General features: G+C 61.1%; 23 protein-coding genes and 1 tRNA gene. All 24 read right to left on the bottom strand.

Annotation, left to right across the window (positions count from 1 at the left end; all coding sequences use genetic code 11):
* Position 1 precedes the first annotated feature (1 nt).
* Entirely contained in the window at positions 2-1,012 is a 1,011-nt protein-coding gene (locus KHO49_RS22770) for a zinc-dependent alcohol dehydrogenase (protein ID WP_213665856.1), read from the bottom strand.
* Positions 1,012-2,355: a 3-phosphoshikimate 1-carboxyvinyltransferase gene (locus tag KHO49_RS22775; protein WP_102880681.1), complete on the bottom strand. Its 1,344-nt coding sequence runs from the start codon at positions 2,353-2,355 to the stop codon at positions 1,012-1,014. The genes KHO49_RS22770 and KHO49_RS22775 overlap by 1 nt, the downstream gene beginning before the upstream one ends.
* Positions 2,352-3,560 (bottom strand): Coenzyme F420 hydrogenase/dehydrogenase, beta subunit C-terminal domain, encoded by a 1,209-nt coding sequence (locus KHO49_RS22780; protein WP_249735702.1) that lies wholly within the window; start codon positions 3,558-3,560, stop codon positions 2,352-2,354. Before KHO49_RS22780 ends, KHO49_RS22775 begins: the two co-directional genes overlap by 4 nt.
* 113 nt (positions 3,561-3,673) lie before the next feature.
* The gene (locus KHO49_RS22785; protein ID WP_102860567.1) at positions 3,674-4,141 is read right to left on the bottom strand and encodes a GNAT family N-acetyltransferase; all 468 of its coding nucleotides are present in this window, start codon (positions 4,139-4,141) and stop codon (positions 3,674-3,676) included.
* Positions 4,142-5,077, bottom strand: a complete 936-nt coding sequence (locus KHO49_RS22790; RefSeq protein ID WP_102880684.1) for a DMT family transporter — start codon at positions 5,075-5,077, stop codon at positions 4,142-4,144. It abuts the gene before it with no gap.
* 10 nt (positions 5,078-5,087) lie between these two features.
* Positions 5,088-7,958, bottom strand: a complete 2,871-nt coding sequence (locus KHO49_RS22795; protein ID WP_213665858.1) for an AMP-binding protein — start codon at positions 7,956-7,958, stop codon at positions 5,088-5,090.
* 21 nt (positions 7,959-7,979) lie between these two features.
* Positions 7,980-9,218 carry an aspartate aminotransferase family protein gene (locus tag KHO49_RS22800; protein ID WP_213665859.1) on the bottom strand — a complete coding sequence of 413 codons (1,239 nt, stop codon included), beginning with the start codon at positions 9,216-9,218 and terminating at the stop codon, positions 7,980-7,982.
* Between the two features lie 450 nt (positions 9,219-9,668).
* Positions 9,669-9,744, bottom strand: a tRNA-Lys gene (locus tag KHO49_RS22805).
* A 63-nt stretch (positions 9,745-9,807) separates the two neighbouring features.
* Complete coding sequence (queC, locus tag KHO49_RS22810; protein ID WP_102860563.1) at positions 9,808-10,509, bottom strand: 7-cyano-7-deazaguanine synthase QueC; 702 nt, start codon at positions 10,507-10,509, stop codon at positions 9,808-9,810.
* A 1-nt stretch (position 10,510) separates the two neighbouring features.
* Positions 10,511-11,158 (bottom strand): 7-carboxy-7-deazaguanine synthase QueE, encoded by a 648-nt coding sequence (gene queE, locus KHO49_RS22815; protein ID WP_102860562.1) that lies wholly within the window; start codon positions 11,156-11,158, stop codon positions 10,511-10,513.
* 167 nt (positions 11,159-11,325) lie between these two features.
* Complete coding sequence (ybgF, locus tag KHO49_RS22820) at positions 11,326-12,147, bottom strand: tol-pal system protein YbgF (RefSeq protein WP_102880688.1); 822 nt, start codon at positions 12,145-12,147, stop codon at positions 11,326-11,328.
* A 6-nt stretch (positions 12,148-12,153) separates the two neighbouring features.
* Positions 12,154-12,651 (bottom strand): peptidoglycan-associated lipoprotein Pal, encoded by a 498-nt coding sequence (gene pal, locus KHO49_RS22825; protein WP_003227510.1) that lies wholly within the window; start codon positions 12,649-12,651, stop codon positions 12,154-12,156.
* Between the two features lie 53 nt (positions 12,652-12,704).
* A complete protein-coding gene (gene tolB / locus KHO49_RS22830; protein ID WP_170001676.1) occupies positions 12,705-13,985 on the bottom strand; it encodes a Tol-Pal system beta propeller repeat protein TolB in 1,281 nt (426 codons plus the stop codon).
* 17 nt (positions 13,986-14,002) lie between these two features.
* Complete coding sequence (tolA, locus tag KHO49_RS22835) at positions 14,003-15,064, bottom strand: cell envelope integrity protein TolA (RefSeq protein ID WP_102860559.1); 1,062 nt, start codon at positions 15,062-15,064, stop codon at positions 14,003-14,005.
* Entirely contained in the window at positions 15,064-15,516 is a 453-nt protein-coding gene (gene tolR / locus KHO49_RS22840) for a protein TolR (RefSeq protein ID WP_011063015.1), read from the bottom strand. The genes tolA and tolR overlap by 1 nt, the downstream gene beginning before the upstream one ends.
* Positions 15,517-15,529: 13 nt before the next feature.
* Entirely contained in the window at positions 15,530-16,225 is a 696-nt protein-coding gene (gene tolQ, locus KHO49_RS22845; protein ID WP_011063016.1) for a protein TolQ, read from the bottom strand.
* A complete protein-coding gene (gene ybgC, locus KHO49_RS22850; RefSeq protein ID WP_102860558.1) occupies positions 16,215-16,682 on the bottom strand; it encodes a tol-pal system-associated acyl-CoA thioesterase in 468 nt (155 codons plus the stop codon). The genes tolQ and ybgC overlap by 11 nt, the downstream gene beginning before the upstream one ends.
* Before the next feature lie 138 nt (positions 16,683-16,820).
* Positions 16,821-17,879 carry a Holliday junction branch migration DNA helicase RuvB gene (gene ruvB / locus KHO49_RS22855; RefSeq protein ID WP_011063018.1) on the bottom strand — a complete coding sequence of 353 codons (1,059 nt, stop codon included), beginning with the start codon at positions 17,877-17,879 and terminating at the stop codon, positions 16,821-16,823.
* Positions 17,880-18,488 (bottom strand): Holliday junction branch migration protein RuvA, encoded by a 609-nt coding sequence (ruvA, locus tag KHO49_RS22860; protein ID WP_102880689.1) that lies wholly within the window; start codon positions 18,486-18,488, stop codon positions 17,880-17,882.
* A gap of 114 nt (positions 18,489-18,602) precedes the next feature.
* Positions 18,603-19,127 carry a crossover junction endodeoxyribonuclease RuvC gene (gene ruvC / locus KHO49_RS22865; RefSeq protein WP_016963215.1) on the bottom strand — a complete coding sequence of 175 codons (525 nt, stop codon included), beginning with the start codon at positions 19,125-19,127 and terminating at the stop codon, positions 18,603-18,605.
* A 129-nt stretch (positions 19,128-19,256) separates the two neighbouring features.
* Entirely contained in the window at positions 19,257-20,003 is a 747-nt protein-coding gene (locus KHO49_RS22870; protein WP_102860556.1) for a YebC/PmpR family DNA-binding transcriptional regulator, read from the bottom strand.
* Positions 20,004-20,115: 112 nt separating this feature from the next.
* Positions 20,116-21,891, bottom strand: a complete 1,776-nt coding sequence (gene aspS / locus KHO49_RS22875) for an aspartate--tRNA ligase (protein WP_011063022.1) — start codon at positions 21,889-21,891, stop codon at positions 20,116-20,118.
* 95 nt (positions 21,892-21,986) lie between these two features.
* Positions 21,987-22,208: an FmdB family zinc ribbon protein gene (locus tag KHO49_RS22880; protein ID WP_010457489.1), complete on the bottom strand. Its 222-nt coding sequence runs from the start codon at positions 22,206-22,208 to the stop codon at positions 21,987-21,989.
* A 188-nt stretch (positions 22,209-22,396) separates the two neighbouring features.
* A complete protein-coding gene (locus KHO49_RS22885) occupies positions 22,397-22,870 on the bottom strand; it encodes a Dps family protein (RefSeq protein ID WP_011063023.1) in 474 nt (157 codons plus the stop codon).
* Positions 22,871-23,081 lie beyond the last annotated feature (211 nt).

The raw sequence follows: 23,081 nt of genomic DNA on the forward strand, positions 1-23,081 counted from the left end.
GTTAATCGTCCCTGTGCTTGATCAGGTTGATTCCAGGGGCGAAGAACGCCTCTGAGTTGTAGGTCTGCAACGCCTTGTCCAGATTCATCTCGACTCGCTGCAAGTGCTCCAGCCAGGCCTTGCCGGCCACCAGATAGTCGAGGCAGCGCGTGATGTTGCGCTCCACACTGGCTTCCCCCACCGGGCACTGCACGTTCTTGAGGCCATGATGGTAAGCGTCGTCGCGATAACCGTTGCCGCAGCGGGAAACGTTGACGATGTCGATGTTGCCCATTTGCGGCGAGAGCTCCAGGGTCAGGCTGACTCGCCCGACATTCACCAGCCGCGAACGGGTCTGCCCGTTACCCTCCGGATTGAGCAGGGCCAGCAAGCGCGGAAACAAGGCGCTGATATCGCCATCGATGCACAGGAAGATCCGGGTGAAGCGTCCGGCCATCACCCCAGGCTCGGCCAGCAGGTCGAGCACCTGCACTGGCAGGCCCGGATCGATGGCAGCCGGGTTCAGGTCGGCAACCCAGATCTGCGCGTCATGACAGGCCGCCACCAGGCCGAGCATCTTGCCCACCAGGCCCATGCCCACCACCAGAATCTGTTCCCCCGCCTGCAATTGCGCACGGTCAACCGCATGCACGGCCGTGGCACCCAGGGTGGCGAGAATCGCCTGGTCCTGAGTCAGTGACGGCGGCACCTTGCACACCAGGCGCTGCGGCACCTGGATCCAGTTGGAATGGGTGGCGATCTTCCAGCCCATGGCCACCACCCGGTCCCCCGGTTGCAAGCCTGCAACCTTGGCCCCCACTGCGTGAACCACCCCGACCGCGCAATAGCCCAGTGGCAACTGCTCGCCCGTCTCGCGAACCTGCTGCAGGTAGTGGCGCTCGGTCCCCGGGCTGACCATGGAATAGTCCACCGCCACCCGCACTTCGGTGGCCGCCAGTGCGGCGAGCGGCGCCTCAAGGGCAATCACGCCATTGGCGCCACAGGCGGTGAGTGTGTAGCAATCGGCGCGCATCAGGCCTCCCGTCCGGTCAGGCGATCCAGGCATTGGGCGAACCCTGGAAAGGAAGTCTGGTAGCAATGCCCTTCGAGGATGGTGGCCTTGAGCCCGTGGGCCAGCAGCAATACGTGAGCGGTCATCGACAGGCGATGGTCACCGAAGGTCGGGATCGCCCCTTGCACCCGCGGTGTCTGCCCGCCCGACACGTGCACGTCGTAGCCCTCGACCCGATAGTCCAGGCCCAGGGCATTGAGCATGCTGCGGGTGGCGGCGATCCGGTCCGACTCCTTGAAGGTCAGTTCGTAAAGGTCACTGAAGGTCGCACTTCCCGGCAGCACGCAGCTGATGGCCAGGGCCAGCGGCACCTCGTCGATCATCGCGTGGAACTGGTGCTTGTCGCGCAAGTCGTGGGCCCTGGGTCGGCCACCGCCGCGCAGCAGCAGACGCCCCACCGGCTCGCCATGGCGAATGCTGTCCACTTCCAGCGTCAGGTTGAAGCCGCAGGCCAGCAGCCAGTTGAAGAAGCCCAGGCGCGTCGGGTTCAGGCACAGGTTGTCGAAGCTCAGGCACTGCTGCTCCTGGTGGCGGTTGCACAGCAGGAACAACGCCGCGGGATAGGCAATGGCCGATGGGTCACGGGGCACGCTGATCTCGGTGGGAATCGCACAGTCACGGGGCTGATAGTGGATCTGCAGCTGCTCGTCCTGCAGCCAGTCGCCAAAACTGTTGATGATGCGCTGGGTGTGATCCCGGGCCACCACCGGGTAACGGATCGACATTGGCTTGCGTGCCGCGACCCCGGCGAACAGCAAGGTACTGATGGCCTGGGCGCTGCCAATCCGGATCTGCGCCGCACCGCCCTGGAACGACGCCTGATGAATGCGGATTGGCAGCGCTCCCGGTCGGCCCAGGTACTCCAGGTGGGCGCCCATCTGGTTCAAGGGCTCGACGATCCAGTCGAAGGGACGATTGCGCAGGGTCTCGTCGCCGTCGACGATGCACGGCACATTGAGCCCCACCAGCATCCCGATCAACAGCCGCGCCGCAGCGCTGGAGGGCCCCAGGTCGACCCGCCGATCATGGGTTGCCTGGGCGAACTCACCGCTGATCTCCAGGGTCTGTGGCGCTTGCCCCGGCGTGACCTCAAGGCCCAGTTGCTGCAGGGCATCGAGCAACAGGGTCACCGCCTTGCCCCGGTTCAGGTCCCGCAGGCGCACCGGGTGCCGAGCCAGCGCAGCGAACAGGATCATCCGGTGGCTGATGGACTTGTCCGACGGCAAGTAGTCGTCGATGTTGGCCCAGACCTGCTGTTCACGGTCCAGGGTGAAATCGATGGGCCGGTCCGGATAATCGATCATGGGGTACTCCTGTACTTGGCGGGGTTGATCAGTTCGGCGTCGTCCACCAGCGCTTCGTCGTCGAAGGAGTCGCCCACGCCGGGGCCGGCGGGCAGCACCAGCGGCTGGGTTTCGTAGAAGCGCCGGCGGTTCTTCTTGCGTTCAAGGCCGAGGTTGAAGCCACTCAGGTCGACGCCCCAGCTTTCCAGCCGGCCGTGGGCGATCGCACTGTCCACCAGGGCCTGGCCCCTTTCGGTACGGATCAGCGCACGGCCGTGTTTCTGCTCCTGGGAGCCGTTGAGGCTGGCTTCAAAAATGTTCGGGTCGCCGTCACAGACGCTGACGTCGGCCAGCCCGCTCATCCAGTCACCGCAACTGAGGCAGCGAAAGGTCTTGTTGTCCTTGAGCTTGCCGAGGATTTCCCAGAAATCGATGCCGAAGGTCTGGCTGTCCAGCAGGGTGACTTGCAGGCGCCCGGGGTAATCGCCTTCGCGGTACTTGATGCCGCGGACCTGTTGCGGGTCCTGCCCCAGCACTTCGCTGATGATGCTGCGGGTGCCGGCCGGCAAGGTGTTGGAGGAACAGGCGGTCTCGATCACGCAAACGATCTGACTGCGAGCCCAGTGGCCGATGGCCGTGTCCCGACGCTGCAACTTGCGGATCGCCTGCACGTGGCAAGCCAGCCCCACCAGGGCGATGCGTGCCTTGGGCTGCTGTTCGTAAACTTCACGCAGGGCATTCAGGTAAGGCGCCAACTGGTAGGTGGACTGGGCATTGTTGATGATCGCCTGCGCGGCGCTGCCCAGCTGCGGGGCACTGCGCCAGCCCTGCTCGGGGTGACGGCCCATGGTCAGGGTCAGGTCCACGGCGAAGTGGTCCCGAGCAGTCAGCAACAAGGTGGTGGCGGTGCCGCCACTGGCCGAGCGCCGGACAATCTGCGGATCGGTGGAGCGCGCGCCGATGGCCTGGCGGCTGATTCCCAGCCAGCGCTCATCGGCGCGGCGGGTACGACCGAACAACTCCAGCTCGGCGCGATCGGTATCCGGCTGCAACCCCGGACACACCGCCAGGCACTCGGTACAACTCCCACAACTGTCGCCGATGCCCTCCAGCAAAGGCACCACCCGATCCGGGTCGAAGCTGATCAGTTGCTCTGGACACACCAGGGCACAGGCGCCGCAACCGGCACACAGATTCTGATCGAGCACCGTTAGTTTCAATAACATCCCTGTCATCTTGGACAAGCCTCGTGTGCCGTTTTCCGGGTGCAGCCGGCCGCGCCCCTGCGAATCAGGAGCGGGCAGAACCTGCAGTGCTGAAGTGGCCGCTGACAGTCAGCTCAAAGCGGGCGTTCCATCTTGATGATTTCGATGGAGACCGGGCTGTTGCCTCGGCTGAAAGTACCTTCGCCGATCTTCTGGAAGCCGTGATGGGCATAGAAGCCTTCGGCCGTCAGGGTCGCCTCCAGGTAGGCGGAGCGGGCACCGCTGGCCCGCAGTCGAGCGAGTGCCACCTCCAGCAAGCGGCTGCCGATACCGCGCCTGGCACCGTCGCCACGCATGAACAACTTGCTGATCTCGTTGCCGTCGAGCTCGACGAAACCTTCGATCTGCTCGCCCTCGGCCAGCCACAACAAGCCCTTTTCCACGGCTTCGCGGTAGGTTTCCGGCGAGCGCCCATCGAGCCACATGCGGATCTGCTGATCGCTGTATTCAGAGGTGCACAGGCGCTCTACCGAGTTGCGGTGGGCCTCGAAAATACCGATCAGATCGTCCGTGGTTGCCTGGCGTATCCGTACATTGCTCATTCAGCTGAACTCCACTTTCTTGGGGGCGGGGTGGTAGCGAAACTTGAAGTTGATCAGGCTGCCCAGCATCACCAGGGCGCTGCCGAGCATCAGGTGCAGGCTCAGGGGCGTCTCCCCCAACCACGCCGACAGGTAGCTGGCACCAATCGGGTACAGCACGCCGACGTAGCCGGCGTTTTCGGCGCCCATGCGTTTGATCAGGTCGATGAACAGCACGAACACCAATGCCGAACACACCACCCCCAGGTACAGCAGGATGCCGAGGTCGGCCAGGGTTGCGGGCAGCTGCAGCCCCTGGCCGCTGAGCAGCAGGCTGATGGCGTACAGGGCGCAGGCCCAGCCGGACGCGACCTTGTTGATGTGCAGGGTGCCGAGCTGGAAGGTCTTCTGGATATGTTCGGAAAGCACCGAGGCGATGGCCACCGCCAGAAAGGACGTCAGCCCCAGAGCCACCCCAGCCAGCGACAGCGGCCGTCCCGGATCGCCAAGCATGAACACCCCCAGCCCGGCAATGCACACCACTGCGCCGAGCAGGTTATGCAAGGCAACCGGCACATGCAGGAACACCCGCTTGAGACCGATGATGAAGAAAATAACGAAGGCGCTGAGGCAGGCCATCTGCGCAGCGCCCAGGTAGGCAGTGGCCAGGTAAGCCAGGCCAATGCCGGCATAGAAGTACACCGCCCCCACCGTGGCCATCAGCAGGTAGGCCTTGCGTGCCACCGGTTGCCGGGGGCCGGCGAACAGCCGTTGCCACAACCACAGCACGCCATAGGCGATCAGGAAGCGCAGCATCAGCGAAGAGCCGACGTCGCTGCGCTCCACCTGCAGGGAGATGGCGATCCAGTTGGTGGACCAGATCAGCAGGCAACCGAGAAACATCAGCACGGCAACCAGTGAACGAGGTTTCTTGTTGTTATCGGGCATGGCGTTCATGGAGGTTTCTCTAGTTCAAGGCAGTGACGATTCCGCTCAGCAACGACTCCAGGCGCTCGGCGCCGAAGACCTGCGGGTCGTAATCGATTTTCAGCAACAGCTCGCCCGCAGCCAGGTAGCCGGTGAACTCCAGGTGATGGCTGGGGCTGCCCTGCATCAACTGCAGGCTCAAGGGATGCACGCCGACCCGGGCCCCAGGTTCGTTCTCCACGGCGCCGAGGAAGTTGTAGCTGTAGCCACAATCGAACAGGCCCTTGAGCCGCTCGGCCTCGGGCGTGGCGAAATAGCGGTTGCCGAAACTGTGGGCGATCCCCTGGCTGGCCTGCTGGCTGGCCTTGATTGCGCCGGCAATCGCCTGCAGGTCCAGGCTGGTGATCTGCAACACCAGGGGGTAGATCACTGTCAGCCAGCCGAACACGCTGTTGAGCTCGGCGCCACTCTTGTCCAGGGCCCGGCCGTGATCCAGCACATGGACTTTCTGGAACGGGTTGTCGTCGCCCTGGCTCATGGCACGGAGAATCGCCGCCAGCAACAGCTGGCTGGTCTCGGCAACGCCCTGGGCCCACTGCGGCAGGTCGCGGACCGGCCCCAGCGACAGCTCGACACGCCGAAAAGCCTCACGCCGGGGAAACTCGGGCGGCTGCTCCGTCAACGCCCCGCAGCGGCTCCACGGCAGCGCCTCCCAGAACGCCTCATGGGTAGCAGCGGCATGCTCACGCTGGTAGGTCTGCTGCCACTCCTCGAAAGCCGTTGGCCGAGCCCAGCGCTGCATGCACTCCAGGCCCCGTACCAAGCATTCGTCCAGCTCGGAAACCAATAGCATCCAGGAGTACCGATCGACGTGGAACTGATGCCCGGCAATGATCAGGTGGTGGCCATCGGCGTCCTGTTGCTGACTGAAACACAAGTGCTGCCCCTGACTCAGGGAGATGGTCGCGCAGGTCTGGGTCACGGCTTGCTGCAGGTCCGTCGTGGCGGGCAGCAAGCCGAGGTCCTGCACACCTTGCTCGATGAAGTGATGGCTGAATATCGCCCGCAACGCCTGACTGACCCGCCCTGGCTCCTCGCCTTCGGCGATATCCAGCACCAGGGCCTGGTTCCAGTGGTCCAGGTCGCTGATCCCGCGGCTGAGCAGAAAACGCCGATTGGGCAAGCCAATGGCCTGTGCTCGGGAAACTCCGGGACGGGCCTTGGCCTTCGCTGGCAGAAGCTGCAACTGCCCCAGCGCCTGATCCGACAGCAGCTCTTCCAGGTCCAGCACCAGACCTTTTCTCTTCAGCGTGGCGACCACCTGCAAGGCCCGCAGCGAATCACCGCCATTGTCGATAAAACTCCTGGCCGGGTCCGCACTCTGCCCGCCGAGCACCTGGCCGATGGCCTGCCACAAAGGCTCCGATGCGGCCTCTGTTGACGTTGGTGCCATGGCACTGGCGGCCAGTTGCGCGAGCGCCTGCCGGTCGATCTTGTTATTGCGGTTCAGGGCGAAACGCTCCACCAGCATGAACCGCGCCGGCACCCTGTGCGCCGGTAGCGCGGCCCTGGCGGCCTGACGCAGCAGGTCTTCGTCGAGGCTGGCTTCGCGGGCAATGACAAAGGCCACCAGGGCCACGTTATCCCCCGCCTGATGGGCGATCACGCAGGCTTCCTGCACCTGGGCCAGGGCCTTGAGCTCCGACTCCACCTGAACCAGGCTGACCTTCTGCCCGTTGACCTTGATGATGGAGTCCTTGCGCCCCAGCAGGCGAATGGCGCCATCAGGCAGGCGGCACGCCAGATCGCCGGTGGCGTAGCACGGGCGCTCCGGGTCCATGGGGCTGGGCTGGGTCAGATCGACGATCAGCCCGCTGGCCGGGTCAAGGCGCCGGGCAACCAGGGAGGAATAGAGCAGCAATTCACCCACGCCCTCGCCATAGGGCTGCCCTGGCTCCTGGGCGATCTCCAGGGTTACACCCTCCACCGGACGATCCAGGGCCCAGGTCGGGTCCTGCAGGGTCTGCCCCTGATCGATCCTGGCGTAGAACGCGGTGGTGCACTCGGTCGGCCCGTAGGCGTTGAACAATTGCGAACCTGGCGCAAAGGCCTGGTTGAAACGCTGGATGTCCGAGGGGTGGATGATCTCGCCACCGATCACCAACCGCTTGGGCCGGGCGTAAGTGGCGCTGGCGTCGCTGTAGAAGGCTCGCAGGTAAGGCACGGTCATGTGCAGCACGTCGATGTCGTGCTCGGCGATCATTGCCTCGACGGCGGCGAAATCATGTTCCCGGGGATTGAGGCTGCACAGGGTGGCGCCGGTCTTCAGGCTGGCAAAGATGTCCATCAGGCCGGCGTCCCAGCCCGCAGAAGCCAGTTGCAGGACACGCTGCCCGGGGCCGATACCGACATAGCCGATGTAGTTGTCGATGTGCCGACCCAGGGCCTCGATGCGCTGCACTATGGCCTTGGGCTCGCCGGTGGAGCCGCTGGTGAAGATCACGTACTCCTGGCAGCGCAGCGGGTATGCACGGCCAGGGGCTGCGGGCCGGGGCTGCAGCTGCAGCAGGTCGAGCACCGGCAAGGAGGCGCTCAGTTGCGCGCCGGGCCGCGTCGTGCCATTGAGGATCAGGTTCACACCCAGGCGCTCAAGCACCGGCGCCAGTTCGTCCAGGTTGCTCGCCGGGTCAATGAACACCACGCGCCGGGCGCTGGACAGGGCCGCGATCAGCGCCGCATACATGGCCCGGCCATGGCTGGCATACAACGCCACCACCGGCTGCTGCAACCCTTCCAATTCGGCACTGAAGGCCTCGCGCAACTGGTCTAGCTCGGCAAAACCAAGGCTGCCCTGGACATCAATGATTCCTGCAACATCGGTACCCGCCATGCGAGCAAAAGCCTGCAACATGATATCCCTGCCTTGTTGTTATTAGAGGGAGCGGCAAACGCCCTGCAGCGTCTGCATGAATGCCTGGATTTCCTGCCGGGAGATGCTCAGTGGCGGGGTCAGCTTGACCGTCGCCGGATTGCGTCCGCCGGTGCGCACGATCACGCCGTGCTCCAGCAGGCGGTTGCGCAGGGCCAGTACATCACCGCCTTGACCCTGGCCCTCGAAATCGAAGGCGAGCATCAGGCCGCAACCGCGCACATTGACCACCCGCGCATCCTGCGCCCCCAGTTCCTCAAGGGCCTGGCGCAGATAGGCGCCGTTGCTCGCCGCCCACTCCCAGGGTTGCTCCTGGTGATAGATGTCCAGCACCTTGGAGGCCACGGCGCAGGCCAGGGGCATCAAGGTGAAGGTGGAGGAGTGCTCGGCATACCCCAGGCAGTCCACCAACTCCGGGCGGCCCACCACTGCAGAAATCGGCAGGCCGTTGCCCAGGGCCTTGCCCAGGACCAGCAAGTCCGGCAGTAGCTGCGGGTTGCTGAAAAATGGGGTCCCGGTGCGACCGAAACCGGTGTAGATCTCATCGAAGATGGTGATCACGCCGAAGGTCTTGCCCAGTTCGACAATCGCTTCGAGCAACGCCAGGGGCACCGGGTACATGCCTTCCGCCGCCTGGATCGGTTCGATGATCAGCGCCGCCGGCAAGCGATTGGCCTGCTGCGCCTGGCGCAGATCCTCGGCCAGTTGCTCGCGCCACAAGGCGGCTCGGGCCGGGTCCTGGTCGGCGTCATAATCCAGGGCCAGGGCGGTCAGTTGCAGGCTGTCGCTACCGGCCAGGTGCTTGCGAAAACCGCGGTTGGAGGTCACCGACAAGGCGCCCTGGGTCTTGCCATGGAAGGAATTGTGGAAATACATCACGCCCTGGCGTCCGGTCGCGGCGCGGGCAATTTTCAGCGCTACCTCGATCGCCTCGGCACCGGTGACCGCGGCAAACACCGAAGCTTGCGCGTAGGGCACCAGGCCCTCCAGCTTGGCCACCACTTCATGGCGCTGCGGGTTGTCGATGTTCCAGCCGGTATGAATCAGCAGTTCGGATTGACGCTTGAGGACCTCGACCAGGTCATCGCGCTGATAACCCAGGTTGGCGGCGCCGCTGCCACCGGACATGTCGAGAAAGGATTTGCCCTGCTCATCGTAAAGAAAGCATCCCTTGCCACGAACAACGGAAGGGCTGGAGGGGGCGCTGCGCTTAACGGATATTGCAACCGCTTCTGTGAACATCCTGTCACCTTGAGTAAGCCGGGCTTGTGACTCACGCACATACTCAGGGACAGATTCGTGCAGGCAGGGCAAAGCCCTGCTGGTTGCGAAGTTACCGACCCTGGTACGTGTTCTCCTTGCCAGGGACGCAACCCCTGTCGGCAATGGCGGCAAGATTTACGCGGGAGGCATTTGCACTGTCAACGAGACCCACACTTATTTCGAATTTAAAGCGATAACCACTGAAAAAAAGTGGGAATTCAGATAAAGCCCCTGAATTTATCAAGGTTTTTAGGGAGGAGTCGGGCTACCGGCAAAAGGCCAGTCGTTACAGAAACACGGGGCTTTGAGTCGTGGGGGGAGCTGGGGAGTTGAACCATCGCAGCGCGGCAGGGGCGTTTTTGCAAGGCAAAAAAAAACCCGGAAATCCTCACTTTCGTGGGCCTTCCGGATTTTCTAAACCGCCAAATATGGTGGGTCGTGTGGGATTCGAACCTACGACCAATTGGTTAAAAGCCAACTGCTCTACCAACTGAGCTAACGACCCGCTGTGTGGTGGCGCGTATAATACTGATTTCTAACGGGAATTCAACACCCTATGTGAAAAAAATCAAAAATAAGGTGTTGGATCGCTGATACCGGCTGCATTGAAGCCCTCCGCACGCAGACGGCAGCTGTCACATTTACCGCACGCATGCCCCCTGTCGTCCGCCTGGTAGCAGGAAACCGTCAGCCCGTAATCCACTCCCAGGCGCACCCCGGCCTTGATGATCTCGGCCTTGCTGAGGTTCTGCAGAGGCGCCTGGATACGGAAGCCCTGCCCTTCGACACCGGCCTTGGTCGCCAGATTGGCCATGCGCTCGAACGCCTCGACAAACTCGGGACGGCAATCCGGATAGCCGGAGTAATCCACGGCGTTGACGCCAATGAAGATATCCCGCGCCTCCAGGACTTCCGCCCAGCCCAGGGCCAGGGACAGGAATACGGTGTTACGTGCCGGCACATAAGTCACCGGAATACCTTCACCGGGAGTTTCCGGCACATCGATGGAACTGTCGGTCAGTGCCGAGCCGCCAATACCGTTGAGGTTCAGGCCAATCACCTTGTGCTCCACCACGCCCAGATCCCGCGCCACGCGCTCGGCAGCGTGCAACTCGGCACGATGGCGCTGGCCGTAATCGAAACTCATGGTGTAGCAGCGGTAGCCTTCGGCGCGGGCCATAGCCACCACGGTCGCCGAGTCCAGGCCACCGGAGAGCAGGATCACTGCACGTTTTTCGGTCAAGGTTTGGTTCTGTGCTTGCTCAGTCATGTCAGCGCCCCGGCTCATCATTCCAAAGGTATTTGTGCAGCTGCAATTGCAGGCGTACCGGCAGGTTGTCAGCGACGATCCAGTCCGCCAGGTCCCGTGCATTCAGGTCGTGGTGGCTCGGCGAAAACAGCACTTCGCCGGCACGTCGCTCAAGGCCGTACTGGATCAGCTTGGACACGGCCCAGTCATAGTCCTCGCGGGAACAGATGACAAACTTGACCTGATCGTTGGCGGTCAGCAGCTCGATGTTCTCGTAGCGATTGCGATGAGCTTCCTTGGAGCCCGGCGTCTTCAGATCAAGGATCCGACTGACGCGCTGATCCACGGCCGAAATATCCAGGGCGCCGCTGGTTTCCAGCGACACTTCATAACCGGCATCGCACAGCTGCTTGAGCAAGGGAATGGCATTGGGTTGGGCCAGCGGCTCGCCGCCGGTGACGCAGACGTAACGCGGACGGAAATCGGCAACCTGCTCCAGCAGGCTGTCGAGAGTACGCAGGGTGCCGCCGCTGAAGGCGTAGGCACTGTCGCAGTATTGGCAACGCAACGGACAACCGGTCAGGCGCACAAAAACCGTGGGCAGCCCGGCAGTCCGAGTTTCCCCCTGCAACGAGTAGAAAACTTCGGTGATTCTCAATGTGTCTTGCATAGTCGCCACGGGCGTAACAGCTAAACAGGCTGTCCGCCTCCGTCAGGCACTTCAAGGAACCCCGCCATCGCGCAGATCCCAGGAAGCGTGTTTCAGAAAAAAGGGCATGGATTCTAACGAAAAAACCCGCGGCAAGCGCGGGTTTCTTGTAACGGCCGCCAACGCATTTACATGCGTTGCAGATCCCGTTGTGCCAACTGAGCGGCGGAAGTGCCCGGATACTGGGCTACCACCTGCTGCAGAATGCCTTTGACCCGGTCGGTATGACCCAAGCGGCGCTCTACATCAGCCAGCTTGTACAGCGAGTCCGGCACCTTGGCGTGCTTGGGATACAGCTGGGAAACCTTGGCGAACGCCTGACCTGCGCCTTGCAGATCGCCCTTGGCCAGGTTCACTTCACCCAGCCAGTACTGGGCGTTGCCGGCGTACTGACTGTTGGGGTACTTGCGCAGGAATGCCGAGAAAGCCTGGCTGGCCTTGTCGAAATCCTTGGCTTTGATCAGGTCGAAGGCAGCATCGTAATAGAGCTTTTCCTTGGCCGGATCACCGGGTTCGCTGCTGGCAGCTGGTGCCTGGGCAGCAGCGCCGGCGGCACCGGCGGCATTGCTATCGCCACCGGTAGAAGAATTCTCAGGAGTCGCGGCGGGTGCAACACCGCTTCCTATGCGCCGATCAAGATCCTGATATCGCTCCAGGCTTTCTTGCTTCATGCGCGCTACATCATTTTGCAGAACTTCGATCACGCCTTGTTGGCGTGCAATCTGCTCCTGCATTTGCTGCAGTTGCTGGAACAGCTCGCCCTGTGCCGAGACAGGGGTCGAAACCCCTCCCCCGGCATAGGCGCCGTTCGTGCCATAACCCGCTGGCGGATAACTGCTCCCGCTATTGTTATAGCCGGAGTTGTTATCGACCACAGGAACCGCAGACCACGCCGCAAGCGGCGTGAGACTGAGAGCCAAAATAGTTACAGCACGACGGCACGTTCGCATGACGAATTACTTACGCAGTTCGACGCGACGGTTTTGAGCCCAGGACTGCTCGTCGTGGCCAGTAGCAACTGGACGCTCTTTACCGTAGGAAACCAGCTCCAGCTGTGCAGGGGAAACGCCCTGCAGAACCAGGTAGCGCTGAACGGCTTTCGCACGACGCTCGCCCAGAGCCATGTTGTACTCACGAGTACCACGTTCGTCGGTGTTGCCTTCCAGAACAACGCGAGCGCCGTTTGCTTTCAGGTCTTTGGCGTGAACGTCCAGAGCGCGCATGGCTTCTGGCTTCAGGTCCGAGCTGTCGTATTCGAAGTAGAAGGTGGTGATTGCGCGCAGAGCAGCTTCTTCGCTCAGGGAGCCATCAACAGCACCAGTGTTAGCGCCGTAACCAGCGTTTGGATCAACAGCGCCTTCGCCGGCGTTGTCGCCACCTTTGGAGGAGCAACCTACAGCCACAGCCATGGCCAGAGCCAGCGCAGCAAACTTACCAAACTTCAACATTTCCATCGTGAAACTCCTAATGAACCCCAGTGTGTTAAGTGAAACATTGTAGCGCCGCGTCAGTTCAGGTAAGGGGACCAGGACGGTTCTCTGACTTCGCCTTGAGCGGTAGGAAGCGGGAGCCTCACACGTCCATTAATGGACACGAGCATCAAGACTCCCCGGCCCTGCTGGCGGGTGGCGTAGATTACCATGGTGCCGTTGGGCGCAACAGTAGCTGACTCATCAAGGTTGGTGTCTGTAAGGATTTTTACGCTACCGCGCTGCAAATCCTGAGCCGCCACCCGGAAGTTGGTGAAACCATCCTGGCGGTGAATCATTACCAGGGTCTTTTCGTCAGCAGAAAGTTTCGGGTTGGCGTTGTAGTTACCAATAAAGGTCACACGCTCGGCGCCACCACCGTTGATATTGCTTTTATAGACCTGCGGCTTGCCGCCACGGTCGGATGTGAAATAGATGGTGGAACCATCCTTGCCCCAGAACGGCTCGGTATTGATGCCCGGGCCACTGGTGACACGGCTGATTTGCCGGGATGCCATGTTCATCACATAGATATCCGGGTTGCCATCCTTGGACAGCACGAATGCCAGGCGGCTGCCATCAGGCGACCAGGCAGGTGCACCGTTCAAGCCTTCGAAGTTGGTGATCTGCTCACGGCGCCCGGTGTCGATGTGCTGGACGAAGATGCGCGGACGCTTCTGCTCGAACGACACGTACGCAATGCGCTTGCCATCCGGTGCAAAACGCGGCGACAGAATCGGCTCGCGGGACTGCAACAGAGTCACGGCCCGCGCACCGTCGTAGTCCGAACGCTGCAGGGTGTAACGGGTGTTGTTCACCGAAAAACGCTCAGCCGTCACATACAGCAGGCGCGTCGAGAACGCGCCCTTGATGCCGGTGAGCTTTTCAAAGGACTGGTCGGAAATGTAGTGCGACATGTCACGCAACTGATCGACGCTGCCCGACACGCTACCGGTCAGCACTTGCTGCTCGGTGGCGACGTTGAACAGTGCGTATTGCACCTGCAGGCGACCACCCGCTGGAACAATGCTGCCGACCATCACGTACTGCGCGCCCAGGGCTTTCCAGTCACGGAAGATGACTTCGCTGGCCTGGGTCGGCAGGCTGATCATGTTCTGCTTGGGGATAGGTGCGTAGTAACCCGAGTTGCGCAGGTCGTCACCGATGATCTGCGCCATGTCGTCCGGCAGCACGCTACCGCCCTGCCAGCCAAACGGCACTACCGCGATCGGAGTGGCCCGATCACTGCCGCTGGTGACCAGAATGTTTTTTTCATCCGCTGCCGCTATCCCTGCCATACAGCAAATAACGACAAGCATTCCTCGAAGAAGGTTTCTCACAAGGCTAGATCCTCAGGTGTGAATGTCATCTTGAATGAACGATAGGGAGCGAAGTCCTTCGGACTCAAACCCTGCATTTCTGTCAAACGCCCAATGTTCTTGACTGCCGCCACCGCCGAGGCGTCGAACGGACCATCACCACTGGACTTGATCACGCTAACCGTAGTCACCGTGCCATCAGGCAACATGCCGATCCGCAGTTCCACCGTCATGCCCTTGCGCGCCGAAGGAGGACGAGCCCAGCCTTCCGCTGCACGGATACGAATCAGGTCATCGAAACTGCCCGCGACACTGTCCCCCACCTCATCCGACTTCGTGGCTTCACGCTCCGGCGTATCGGATAGCAAGTCTGCCAGGGCCTGAGCCTTTTTCTCTTCGGCAGATTTGCGCGCTGCTTCCTGGGCCTTTTTCTTCGCGGCGTCGGCAGCAGCTTTTTTCTTCGCATCCTCAGCGATCTTTTTCTTCGCCTCGTCAGCTTCAGCTTTCTTCTTCGCGTCTTCCGCGGCTTTCTTCTTCGCGTCTTCGACGATTTTCTTCTTCGCTTCTTCAGCGGCCTTTTTCTTGGCCTCTTCTTCAGCGGCTTTCTTGGCTTCTTCTTCGGCTTTCTTCTTGGCTACATCAGCCAATTGCTTCTCTTCAGCCTTCTTGGCTTCCGCAGCTTTCTTGGCTTCATCAGCCTTCTTCGCCTCGTCAGCTTTCTTGGCTTCATCGGCCTTTTTCGCTTCCGCGGCCTTTTGAGCAGCCTCTTCTTTCTTTTGTTCCGCAGCCTTGATCTCTTCCTGCTCGACCTTCTTCTGCTCCAACTGCTCGGCTTCGGTCTGACGCGCGGCGGATTTCTTCGCCTCACCCGCAATTTTTTGATTGGTCTGGGTGGTCGCCGGGCTCTTGGATTTCAGCTGATACAGGGTCGCCTGGACGATCGGCTTGGCCGGGGGCAATTCCGGGGTCATGGCGAAGCTGACAAACAGCATGCCAAACACCAGCACGTGCAGGGCGATTGCCCAAACACTAGGCCAGAAGTAGCTTTCCGAGGCGGACGGCTCTCGCTGTTGGTGCATCAGGGCGCCTCGGTAATCAAGCCAACGTTACCGACTCCGGCTTTCTGCAGGCCGCCCATGGCACCCATCACGGCGCCGTAGTCGACGGATTTATCACCGCGAATGAACACCTGGGTGTGTTTGCCGCCTTCGTTGCCGGCACGGATGATCTTGGTCACCGCGTCGGTCATCTGCGGCAAGGTCATCGCCTTGTCCTGTTGCTTTTCGGTGTCGACTTCACTGCCAAGGTTCCAGTAGTAGGTCTTGTCAGCCTTGATCGAAATGGTCAGTACCTGGGTGTTGTTGTCCTGGGGCAAGGCTTCACTGGAAACCTTGGGCAGATCAACTTTCACGCCCTGATTGAGCATCGGCGCGGTCACCATGAAGATAACCAGCAGTACCAACATCACGTCGATGTAGGGCACCACGTTCATCTCGGCAACCGGCTTGCGTTTGTGGCGAACTCGGGCCATTGGGTTTACCTGCTCACTCTTCGCTGGTGTGCACTTTACGGTGCAGGATCGCCTGGAACTCGTCGGCGAAGGTGTAGTAGCGGCTGATCAGCGTCTCGCCACGAGCGGCGAAACGGTTGTAGGCGATCACCGCCGGGATGGCCGCGAACAGGCCGATGGCCGTAGCGATCAGGGCTTCGGCGATACCCGGGGCCACAGTGGCCAGGGTCGCTTGCTGTGCCTGAGCCAGGCCGCGGAAGGAGTTCATGATCCCCCAGACAGTACCGAACAGACCGATGTACGGGCTGACGGAACCGACGGTGGCGAGGAACGGCAGGCTCTGTTCGAGCTTTTCTTCTTCGCGGGAAATCGCTACACGCATGGCGCGGGCCACACCTTCCATGACCGCTTCAGGATCGACGCCCGGTTGCTGGCGCAGACGGGAGAACTCCTTGAAACCGGCACGGAAGATCTGCTCTACGCCCGAATCCGGGTCAGGGTTGCTGCCCGCCTGACGGTACAGCTTGGACAGGTCGATACCGGACCAGAAGCGCTCTTCGAAGCTCTCCAGGGCACGTCGACCGGCGCGCAGCAGGTTGCTGCGCTGAAAGATCATGATCCATGAAGTCACCGATGCGGCAACCAGGGTCAGCATTACCAACTGCACTACAACGCTGGCATTGCTGACCAGGCTCCACATGGAGGAATGGTCGACGACGTTAGCTTCCACGCTTTATCTCCTGCTCTGAGTGTGTACCCGCGCTGCTCTCGTCGGCAAAGGCCGTACGCAGAGCGTCTGGAATGGCGCGGGGTTTGAAAGTGTCGGCGCGCACACAGGCCACCAAAAACTGCCCTTCACAGAGCAGCGCATTATCCGTGGATCGCCTGACCTGCTGAGTGAAGCGCAGGCTGACCCGGTTCAATTCGGTGACTTGGGCACTGACCAGAAGCTCGTCGTCCAGTCGCGCCGGCGCGTGATAACGCGCTTCGCTGGAATGCACGACGAATAACAGGTTCTCCCCTGCCAGCTGCGATTGGGCAAAGCCCAAGTGTCGTAGCCGCTCGGTTCGAGCCCGCTCCATAAACTTAAGGTAATTAACGTAATACACGATGCCGCCAGCATCGGTGTCCTCGTAATAAACGCGACAACGATGTGCGAACGGCTCAAGCCCGTTTTGCGCGCGCATACTCTAGTGCTTACTCCTCAGGTTGCCAATCCGGCCAGGCAACTGTTTTTTCATTCTTGAACGACTTTTCGTGAAGTTTTAACGACGCCAGTCCCTAGGACAGCACAAACCCCGAATAAATCGACAAGGCGCGGGTTACTAATCGTCCACGGCATCGAGGAATTCGTCTACCACGGGCATGTCCCCCATTCGTGACGGAATGTTTAGACCGAAGTGCAGGTACGCATGCCGGGTCACCACACGACCACGAGGGGTACGCATGATGTAGCCCTGCTGGATCAGGTACGGTTCCAGCACATCCTCGATGGTATGACGCTCTTCGCTGATGGCCGCAGCCAGGCTGTCGACCCCTACCGGGCCACCGTCGAACTTCTCGATCATGGTCAGCAGTAGACGCCGGTCCTGGTGGTCGAAGCCACGCTCATCAACGTCCAGCAGGTTCAGTGCCAGATCAGCGATCGGCTTGGTGATATGGCCCTTGGCTCGCACTTCGGCAAAATCCCGCACCCGGCGCAATAGCCGATTGGCGATCCGCGGAGTACCCCGGGCACGCCGAGCCACCTCGAAGGCGCCCTCCGGGTCCAACGGCAAGCCGAGAATGCCGGCGGAACGACTGACAATGGTCGCCAGATCCGCCGTGCTGTAGAACTCCAGGCGCTGGACGATACCGAAACGATCGCGCAACGGGTTGGTCAGCATCCCCGCACGCGTGGTCGCCCCCACCAGAGTGAACGGCGGCAGGTCCAGTTTGATCGAGCGCGCCGCAGGGCCTTCGCCGATCATGATGTCGAGCTGGAAGTCCTCCATGGCCGGGTACAGCACTTCCTCGACGATCGGCGACAGCCGATGAATCTCGTCGATAAACAGTACGTCATGGGGTTCAAGATTGGTCAGCAGCGCCGCCAGATCACCGGGGCGCTCCAGCACCGGGCCGGAAGTGCTCTTGATCGATACCCCCATTTCCTCGGCGATGATGTTGGCCAGGGTGGTCTTGCCCAGTCCCGGAGGGCCGAAGATCAAGGTGTGATCCAAAGACTCGTTGCGCCCGCGGGCCGCCTGGATGAACAGCTCCATCTGCTCGCGCACGCTAGGCTGGCCAATATAGTCGGCCAGACTGACTGGACGAATCGCCCGGTCCTGGATTTCCTCGCGCTCACGGGGGCCCGTGGCGGCGATCAGACGGTCAGCTTCAATCACTTAAATCATTCCCTTCAGGGCTCGGCGGATCATGTCTTCACTGCTCAAGCCTTTGTCTTTGATCGCGGAAACCGCCTTGCTGGCTTCCTGCGGCTTGTAGCCCAGGGAGATCAGCGCACTGACCGCATCCGACTCGGCGCTGGCCACCGGCATCGGCGCATCCGGCTGGTTCGGCACCAGGGCAAACATGCTCGGTACGGTTTCCCAGGCTTTGAAGCGGTCCTTGAGCTCCACCAGCAAGCGCTCGGCGGTTTTCTTGCCGACCCCGGGCACCTTGGTCAAGGCCGAGGTGTCCTGGGCCTGCACGCAACGCACCAGCTCATCCACCTCAAGGCTGGACATCAAGGCCAGGGCCAGTTTCGGGCCCACACCGTTGAGACGGATCAACTCCCGGAAAAAGTCTCGCTCGCGCTTGCTGGCGAAGCCGTAGAGTAACTGCGCATCCTCGCGGACGACCAAATGGGTGTGCAAGGTCAGGGGTTCGCCGACCGACGGCAGGCGATACAAGGTGGTCATCGGCACTTCGACTTCATACCCCAGCCCATTTACATCAAGAATCAGGTGCGGCGGCTGTTTCTCAGCCAGAGTGCCGCGCAAGCGTCCAATCACGTTTCAGATCCTTAGGCGATGGCCAGCCCGCAGCTGGCGACTCACAGAGCAAGCGTGCGGGCCGGGGACTCGGCCGCGCAACGCTCCACTCCTAAAATGACTGCGCTGATGCTATCAGAGACGCAAGCGACCGCCACGACTGCGTGCCGTTCCCAGCCCATGAGGCAGCAGACTGGAACGGGTGTGGGCGTGACAGATGGCGATGGCCAGGGCGTCCGAGGCATCGATCTGCGGCTTGGTGGTCAATTTGAGCAGGTGCATGACCATCATTTGCACCTGTTCCTTATTGGCGCCACCGGTACCGGCCACAGCCTGCTTGACCTGGGTGGCGGTGTACTCGGCAATCTCCAGTCCTTCTTCGGCGCCGGCGACAATCGCTGCGCCACGTGCCTGACCGAGCTTCAGCGCCGAGTCGGCATTGCGCGCCATGAACACCTTCTCGATCCCCATGGTCACCGGACCGTAGGTCTGGATGACCTCACGAACACCGCGATAGACGATCTGCAGCCGCTCCGGCAATTCGCCGGCGCCGGTACGGATGCAACCGGAGGCCACGTACACACAGCCGCGCCCCGTGTCTCGAACCACGCCATAGCCGGTAATGCGCGAACCGGGGTCGATGCCAAGAATAAGAGTCATAACGCCTGCTGCTTGAGTAAAGAGGCTTGCCGGCCACGACCGGAACAGCGAAAAGGCAGAAGCCGGAGGCACCCCGCCGCGTAACACTCACGGCTTCGCACATCCGGCCTCAAGGTTAGTGCAGTTGAATCAGCCGAGCTGCTCGGCGACCGACTCAGGAATATCGGCGTTGGAATAGACGTTCTGCACGTCATCCAGGTCTTCCAGCATATCGATCAGCTTGAGAACCTTTTCCGCGCCTTCCAGATCCAGTTCGGCACTGGTGGTGGGCAGCATGACGATTTCTGCGTCCGCAGCAGTGAAACCTGCCGCTTCCAGGGCATTGCGCACGCCATAGAAACCGGCGAACGAGGTGAACACGTCGATGGAACCGTCTTCATTGGTGACCACGTCGTCGGCATCGGCTTCCATCGCCGCTTCCATCAGCGCGTCTTCATCGACACCTTCGGCGAAGGTGATCTGCCCCTTGCGCTCGAACAGATAGGCCACCGAACCGTCGGTGCCCAGATTGCCACCGCACTTGCTGAAGGCATGACGAACAGCAGCCGCTGTACGGTTGCGGTTGTCGGTCATGCATTCGACCATCACCGCCACGCCGTTGGGGCCGTAACCTTCATAAGTCAGCTCGACCACGTCGTCGCTGCCGGCAGCGCCGGTGCCACGGGCGATGGCACGATCGATGATGTCGCGACTCATGTTGGCGCCCAGGGCCTTGTCCAGGGCCAGGCGCAGGCGTGGATTGGAGTTCGGATCGCCACCGCCCTGGCGGGCGGCAACAGTCAGCTCACGAATCCACTTGGTGAAGATCTTGCCTCTCTTGGCATCCTGACGCTCTTTGCGGTGCTTGATGTTCGCCCACTTGGAATGACCTGCCATAACTTGCTCCAAATTCTCTTTGAAACATTGCCCGCGCCACTTGGCGGGTACGGACAACAAAAACTCGACCCATAGAAAAAGCGCACCCGAAGGTGCGCCTTATCGGGCCGGCTTATTCAGCCTTAGGCTGTTCACGCAGACGGATGTGCAGCTCGCGCAGAGCCTTGGCATCCACCAGACCCGGTGCCTGAGTCATGACGCAGGCAGCGCTCTGGGTTTTCGGGAAGGCGATCACTTCACGGATCGACTGGGCGCCGGTCATCAGCATCACCAGACGGTCCAGACCGAAAGCCAGGCCACCGTGCGGCGGCGCGCCGTATTTGAGGGCGTCCAGCAGGAAGCCGAACTTCTCTTCCTGCTCGGCTTCGCTGATACCCAGCAGGCGGAACACCGCTTGCTGCATTTCCTTGCGGTGGATACGGATCGAACCGCCACCCAGCTCGGTGCCGTTCAGAACCATGTCGTAAGCGCGCGACAGAGCGGTAGCCGGGTTGGCTTCCAGCTCTTCAGGCGAGCATTTCGGTGCGGTGAACGGGTGGTGCAAGGCGGTGAAGCTACCGTCGTCGTTCTCTTCGAACATCGGGAAATCGACTACCCACATCGGAGCCCATTCGCAGGTCAGCAGGTTCAGGTCGTGACCGAGCTTGATGCGCAGGGCGCCCAGGGCTTCGCTGACGATCTTGGCCTTGTCGGCACCAAAGAACACGATATCGCCGTCGACCGCACCCACGCGATCCAGGATCACGTTCAGGTTGGCTTCCGGAATGTTTTTCACGATCGGCGATTGCAGGCCTTCAACACCCTTGGCGCGCTCGTTGACCTTGATGTACGCCAGGCCCTTGGCACCGTAGATGCCGACAAACTTGGTGTAATCATCGATCTGCTTGCGCGGCATGCTCGCCCCGCCAGGAACGCGCAGGGCGGCAATACGGCATTTCGGATCGTTGGCCGGGCCGCTGAAGACCTTGAATTCCACTTCCTTGAGCTGATCGGCAACGTCCACCAGTTCCAGCGGGTTGCGCAGGTCTGGCTTGTCGGAACCGTAGCGGCGCATGGCTTCTTCAAAGGTCATGTGCGGGAATTCGCCGAACTCCAGACCCAGCACTTCCTTGAACAGGTTGCGGATCATGCCTTCGGTCAGGCCCATGATGTCTTTTTCGTCGAGGAAGCTGGTTTCGATGTCGATCTGAGTGAACTCAGGCTGACGGTCGGCACGCAGGTCTTCGTCGCGGAAGCACTTGGCGATCTGGTAGTAGCGGTCGAAGCCGGCCACCATCAGCAATTGCTTGAACAGCTGTGGCGATTGCGGCAGGGCGAAGAAGCTACCGGCGTGGGTACGGCTCGGCACCAGATAGTCGCGAGCACCTTCAGGGGTGGCGCGAGTGAGGATCGGGGTTTCGACGTCGAGGAAACCGTTCTCGTCCAGGTAGCGACGGATGCTGGTGGTCATGCGCGAACGCAGACGCAGCTTCTCGGCCATTTCCGGACGGCGCAGGTCGATGAAGCGATAGCGCAGACGGGTTTCTTCACCCACGTCGGAGTATTCGTTGAGCGGGAACGGCGGGGTTTCCGCTTCGTTCAGCACTTCCAGCTCGTAGCCCAGGACTTCGATCATGCCCGAAGCCATGTTGGCGTTGCCGGCACCGGCCGGGCGCAGACGCACCTTGCCGGTGATCTTGACTACGTATTCACTGCGCACGCGGTCGGCGGCGGCGAAGGTTTCAGCGCGGTCCGGGTCGAACACCACCTGGGCCAGACCTTCACGATCACGGATATCGAGGAAAATCACCCCGCCGTGGTCACGGCGACGGTGGACCCATCCGCAAAGGGTTACTTCCTGACCTTCCAGGCTTTCGTTCAGTTGGCCGCAATAATGGCTGCGCATCATGGTAGTGGTTTCACTTCTCGTAATTCGAAATTCGATGGAGGCCTTGCGCACCATGAGGTGCCGGATAGTGCAAGAACTCGCGCGTGTCGTTCAACTTAGTCAGCTTTGTCGCCACCGGCCAGGTTCTTCTTGGAGCCGGTCTTGAAGTCGGTTTCATACCAGCCGGTACCACTAAGGCGGAAACCGGGCATGGACAGCATCTTTTTCAGTTCAGGCGCCTGGCAGGCAGGGCAGTCGACCAGCGGCGCGGCGCTGATCTTTTGAATGGCTTCCAACTGATGACCACAGGAAGCGCATTGGTAGTCGTACATGGGCATGGGGGGCGTCTCGGCGATCCAGATTACTGCTTGAACTACAGCCAGAGCCCACGCCAAAGCTCGGGCTACTTAGCAAAGAGCGGGATTATATCCATTAAATCGGCCCTGTGCAGCCGTATGACCATATAGATAGCGGACGCTGTGAAAAGGCGCGAATGACGCCCAGGGCGCCATTCGCGATTACAGGCTTAACGATTTTCCAGCAGAGAACGCAGCATCCATGCGGTTTTTTCATGCACCTGCATACGTTGGGTCAGCAGATCCGCCGTCGGTTCATCGCTGACCTTGTCCAGCAACGGAAAGATGCCGCGGGCGGTGCGGGTTACCGCTTCCTGACCGGCCACCAGCTGCTTGATCATTTCTTCAGCCGCCGGCACGCCCTCCTCCTCCTTGATCGAGGACAGTCGGGCATAAATGGAATAAGCGCCCGGAGCCGGGAAGCCCAAGGCACGGATACGTTCGGCAATCAGGTCGACGGCCAGGGCCAGTTCGTTGTATTGCTCTTCGAACATCAGGTGCAGAGTACGAAACTGTGGACCGGTGACGTTCCAATGGAAGTTATGGGTTTTCAGGTACAACACGTAGGTATCCGAAAGCAGACGGGAAAGGCCGTCGACGATGGATTTACGATCTTCTTCGCTGATACCGATATCAATTGCCATGTTTCTCTCCGTTAACGGGATGGATTCACCCAATCAGCTGCCGGACCACTCTAGCAAGAGTACTGCTCCCTCGCCGACCAGGATCGTCGATCAGCCTGCGGTGGATTGTCTCGCGGCCCAGCCAAGGCGTTTAAGCCTTGAGTTCGAGCCGATTTTGACAGCAGGGAAAAACCGACGTTCCTTGGAAAACCCTCTGCCATCTGTCTAGAAC

The organism is Pseudomonas sp. RC4D1 (genome assembly GCF_018390395.1).
GTDB lineage: Bacteria > Pseudomonadota > Gammaproteobacteria > Pseudomonadales > Pseudomonadaceae > Aquipseudomonas > Aquipseudomonas danubii.

Excerpts from the sequence above, each read along its gene's own strand:
- KHO49_RS22770 (WP_213665856.1), bottom strand. The coding sequence starts at position 1,012 with ATGCGCGCCGATTGCTACACACTCACCGCCTGTGGCGCCAATGGCGTG.
- KHO49_RS22775 (WP_102880681.1), bottom strand. The coding sequence starts at position 2,355 with ATGATCGATTATCCGGACCGGCCCATCGATTTCACCCTGGACCGTGAA.
- KHO49_RS22780 (WP_249735702.1), bottom strand. The coding sequence starts at position 3,560 with ATGTTATTGAAACTAACGGTGCTCGATCAGAATCTGTGTGCCGGTTGC.
- KHO49_RS22785 (WP_102860567.1), bottom strand. The coding sequence starts at position 4,141 with ATGAGCAATGTACGGATACGCCAGGCAACCACGGACGATCTGATCGGT.
- KHO49_RS22790 (WP_102880684.1), bottom strand. The coding sequence starts at position 5,077 with ATGAACGCCATGCCCGATAACAACAAGAAACCTCGTTCACTGGTTGCC.
- KHO49_RS22795 (WP_213665858.1), bottom strand. The coding sequence starts at position 7,958 with ATGTTGCAGGCTTTTGCTCGCATGGCGGGTACCGATGTTGCAGGAATC.
- KHO49_RS22800 (WP_213665859.1), bottom strand. The coding sequence starts at position 9,218 with ATGTTCACAGAAGCGGTTGCAATATCCGTTAAGCGCAGCGCCCCCTCC.
- queC (WP_102860563.1), bottom strand. The coding sequence starts at position 10,509 with ATGACTGAGCAAGCACAGAACCAAACCTTGACCGAAAAACGTGCAGTG.
- queE (WP_102860562.1), bottom strand. The coding sequence starts at position 11,158 with ATGCAAGACACATTGAGAATCACCGAAGTTTTCTACTCGTTGCAGGGG.
- ybgF (WP_102880688.1), bottom strand. The coding sequence starts at position 12,147 with ATGCGAACGTGCCGTCGTGCTGTAACTATTTTGGCTCTCAGTCTCACG.
- pal (WP_003227510.1), bottom strand. The coding sequence starts at position 12,651 with ATGGAAATGTTGAAGTTTGGTAAGTTTGCTGCGCTGGCTCTGGCCATG.
- tolB (WP_170001676.1), bottom strand. The coding sequence starts at position 13,985 with ATGCTTGTCGTTATTTGCTGTATGGCAGGGATAGCGGCAGCGGATGAA.
- tolA (WP_102860559.1), bottom strand. The coding sequence starts at position 15,064 with ATGCACCAACAGCGAGAGCCGTCCGCCTCGGAAAGCTACTTCTGGCCT.
- tolR (WP_011063015.1), bottom strand. The coding sequence starts at position 15,516 with ATGGCCCGAGTTCGCCACAAACGCAAGCCGGTTGCCGAGATGAACGTG.
- ybgC (WP_102860558.1), bottom strand. The coding sequence starts at position 16,682 with ATGCGCGCGCAAAACGGGCTTGAGCCGTTCGCACATCGTTGTCGCGTT.
- ruvC (WP_016963215.1), bottom strand. The coding sequence starts at position 19,127 with ATGACTCTTATTCTTGGCATCGACCCCGGTTCGCGCATTACCGGCTAT.
- KHO49_RS22870 (WP_102860556.1), bottom strand. The coding sequence starts at position 20,003 with ATGGCAGGTCATTCCAAGTGGGCGAACATCAAGCACCGCAAAGAGCGT.
- aspS (WP_011063022.1), bottom strand. The coding sequence starts at position 21,891 with ATGATGCGCAGCCATTATTGCGGCCAACTGAACGAAAGCCTGGAAGGT.
- KHO49_RS22880 (WP_010457489.1), bottom strand. The coding sequence starts at position 22,208 with ATGCCCATGTACGACTACCAATGCGCTTCCTGTGGTCATCAGTTGGAA.
- KHO49_RS22885 (WP_011063023.1), bottom strand. The coding sequence starts at position 22,870 with ATGGCAATTGATATCGGTATCAGCGAAGAAGATCGTAAATCCATCGTC.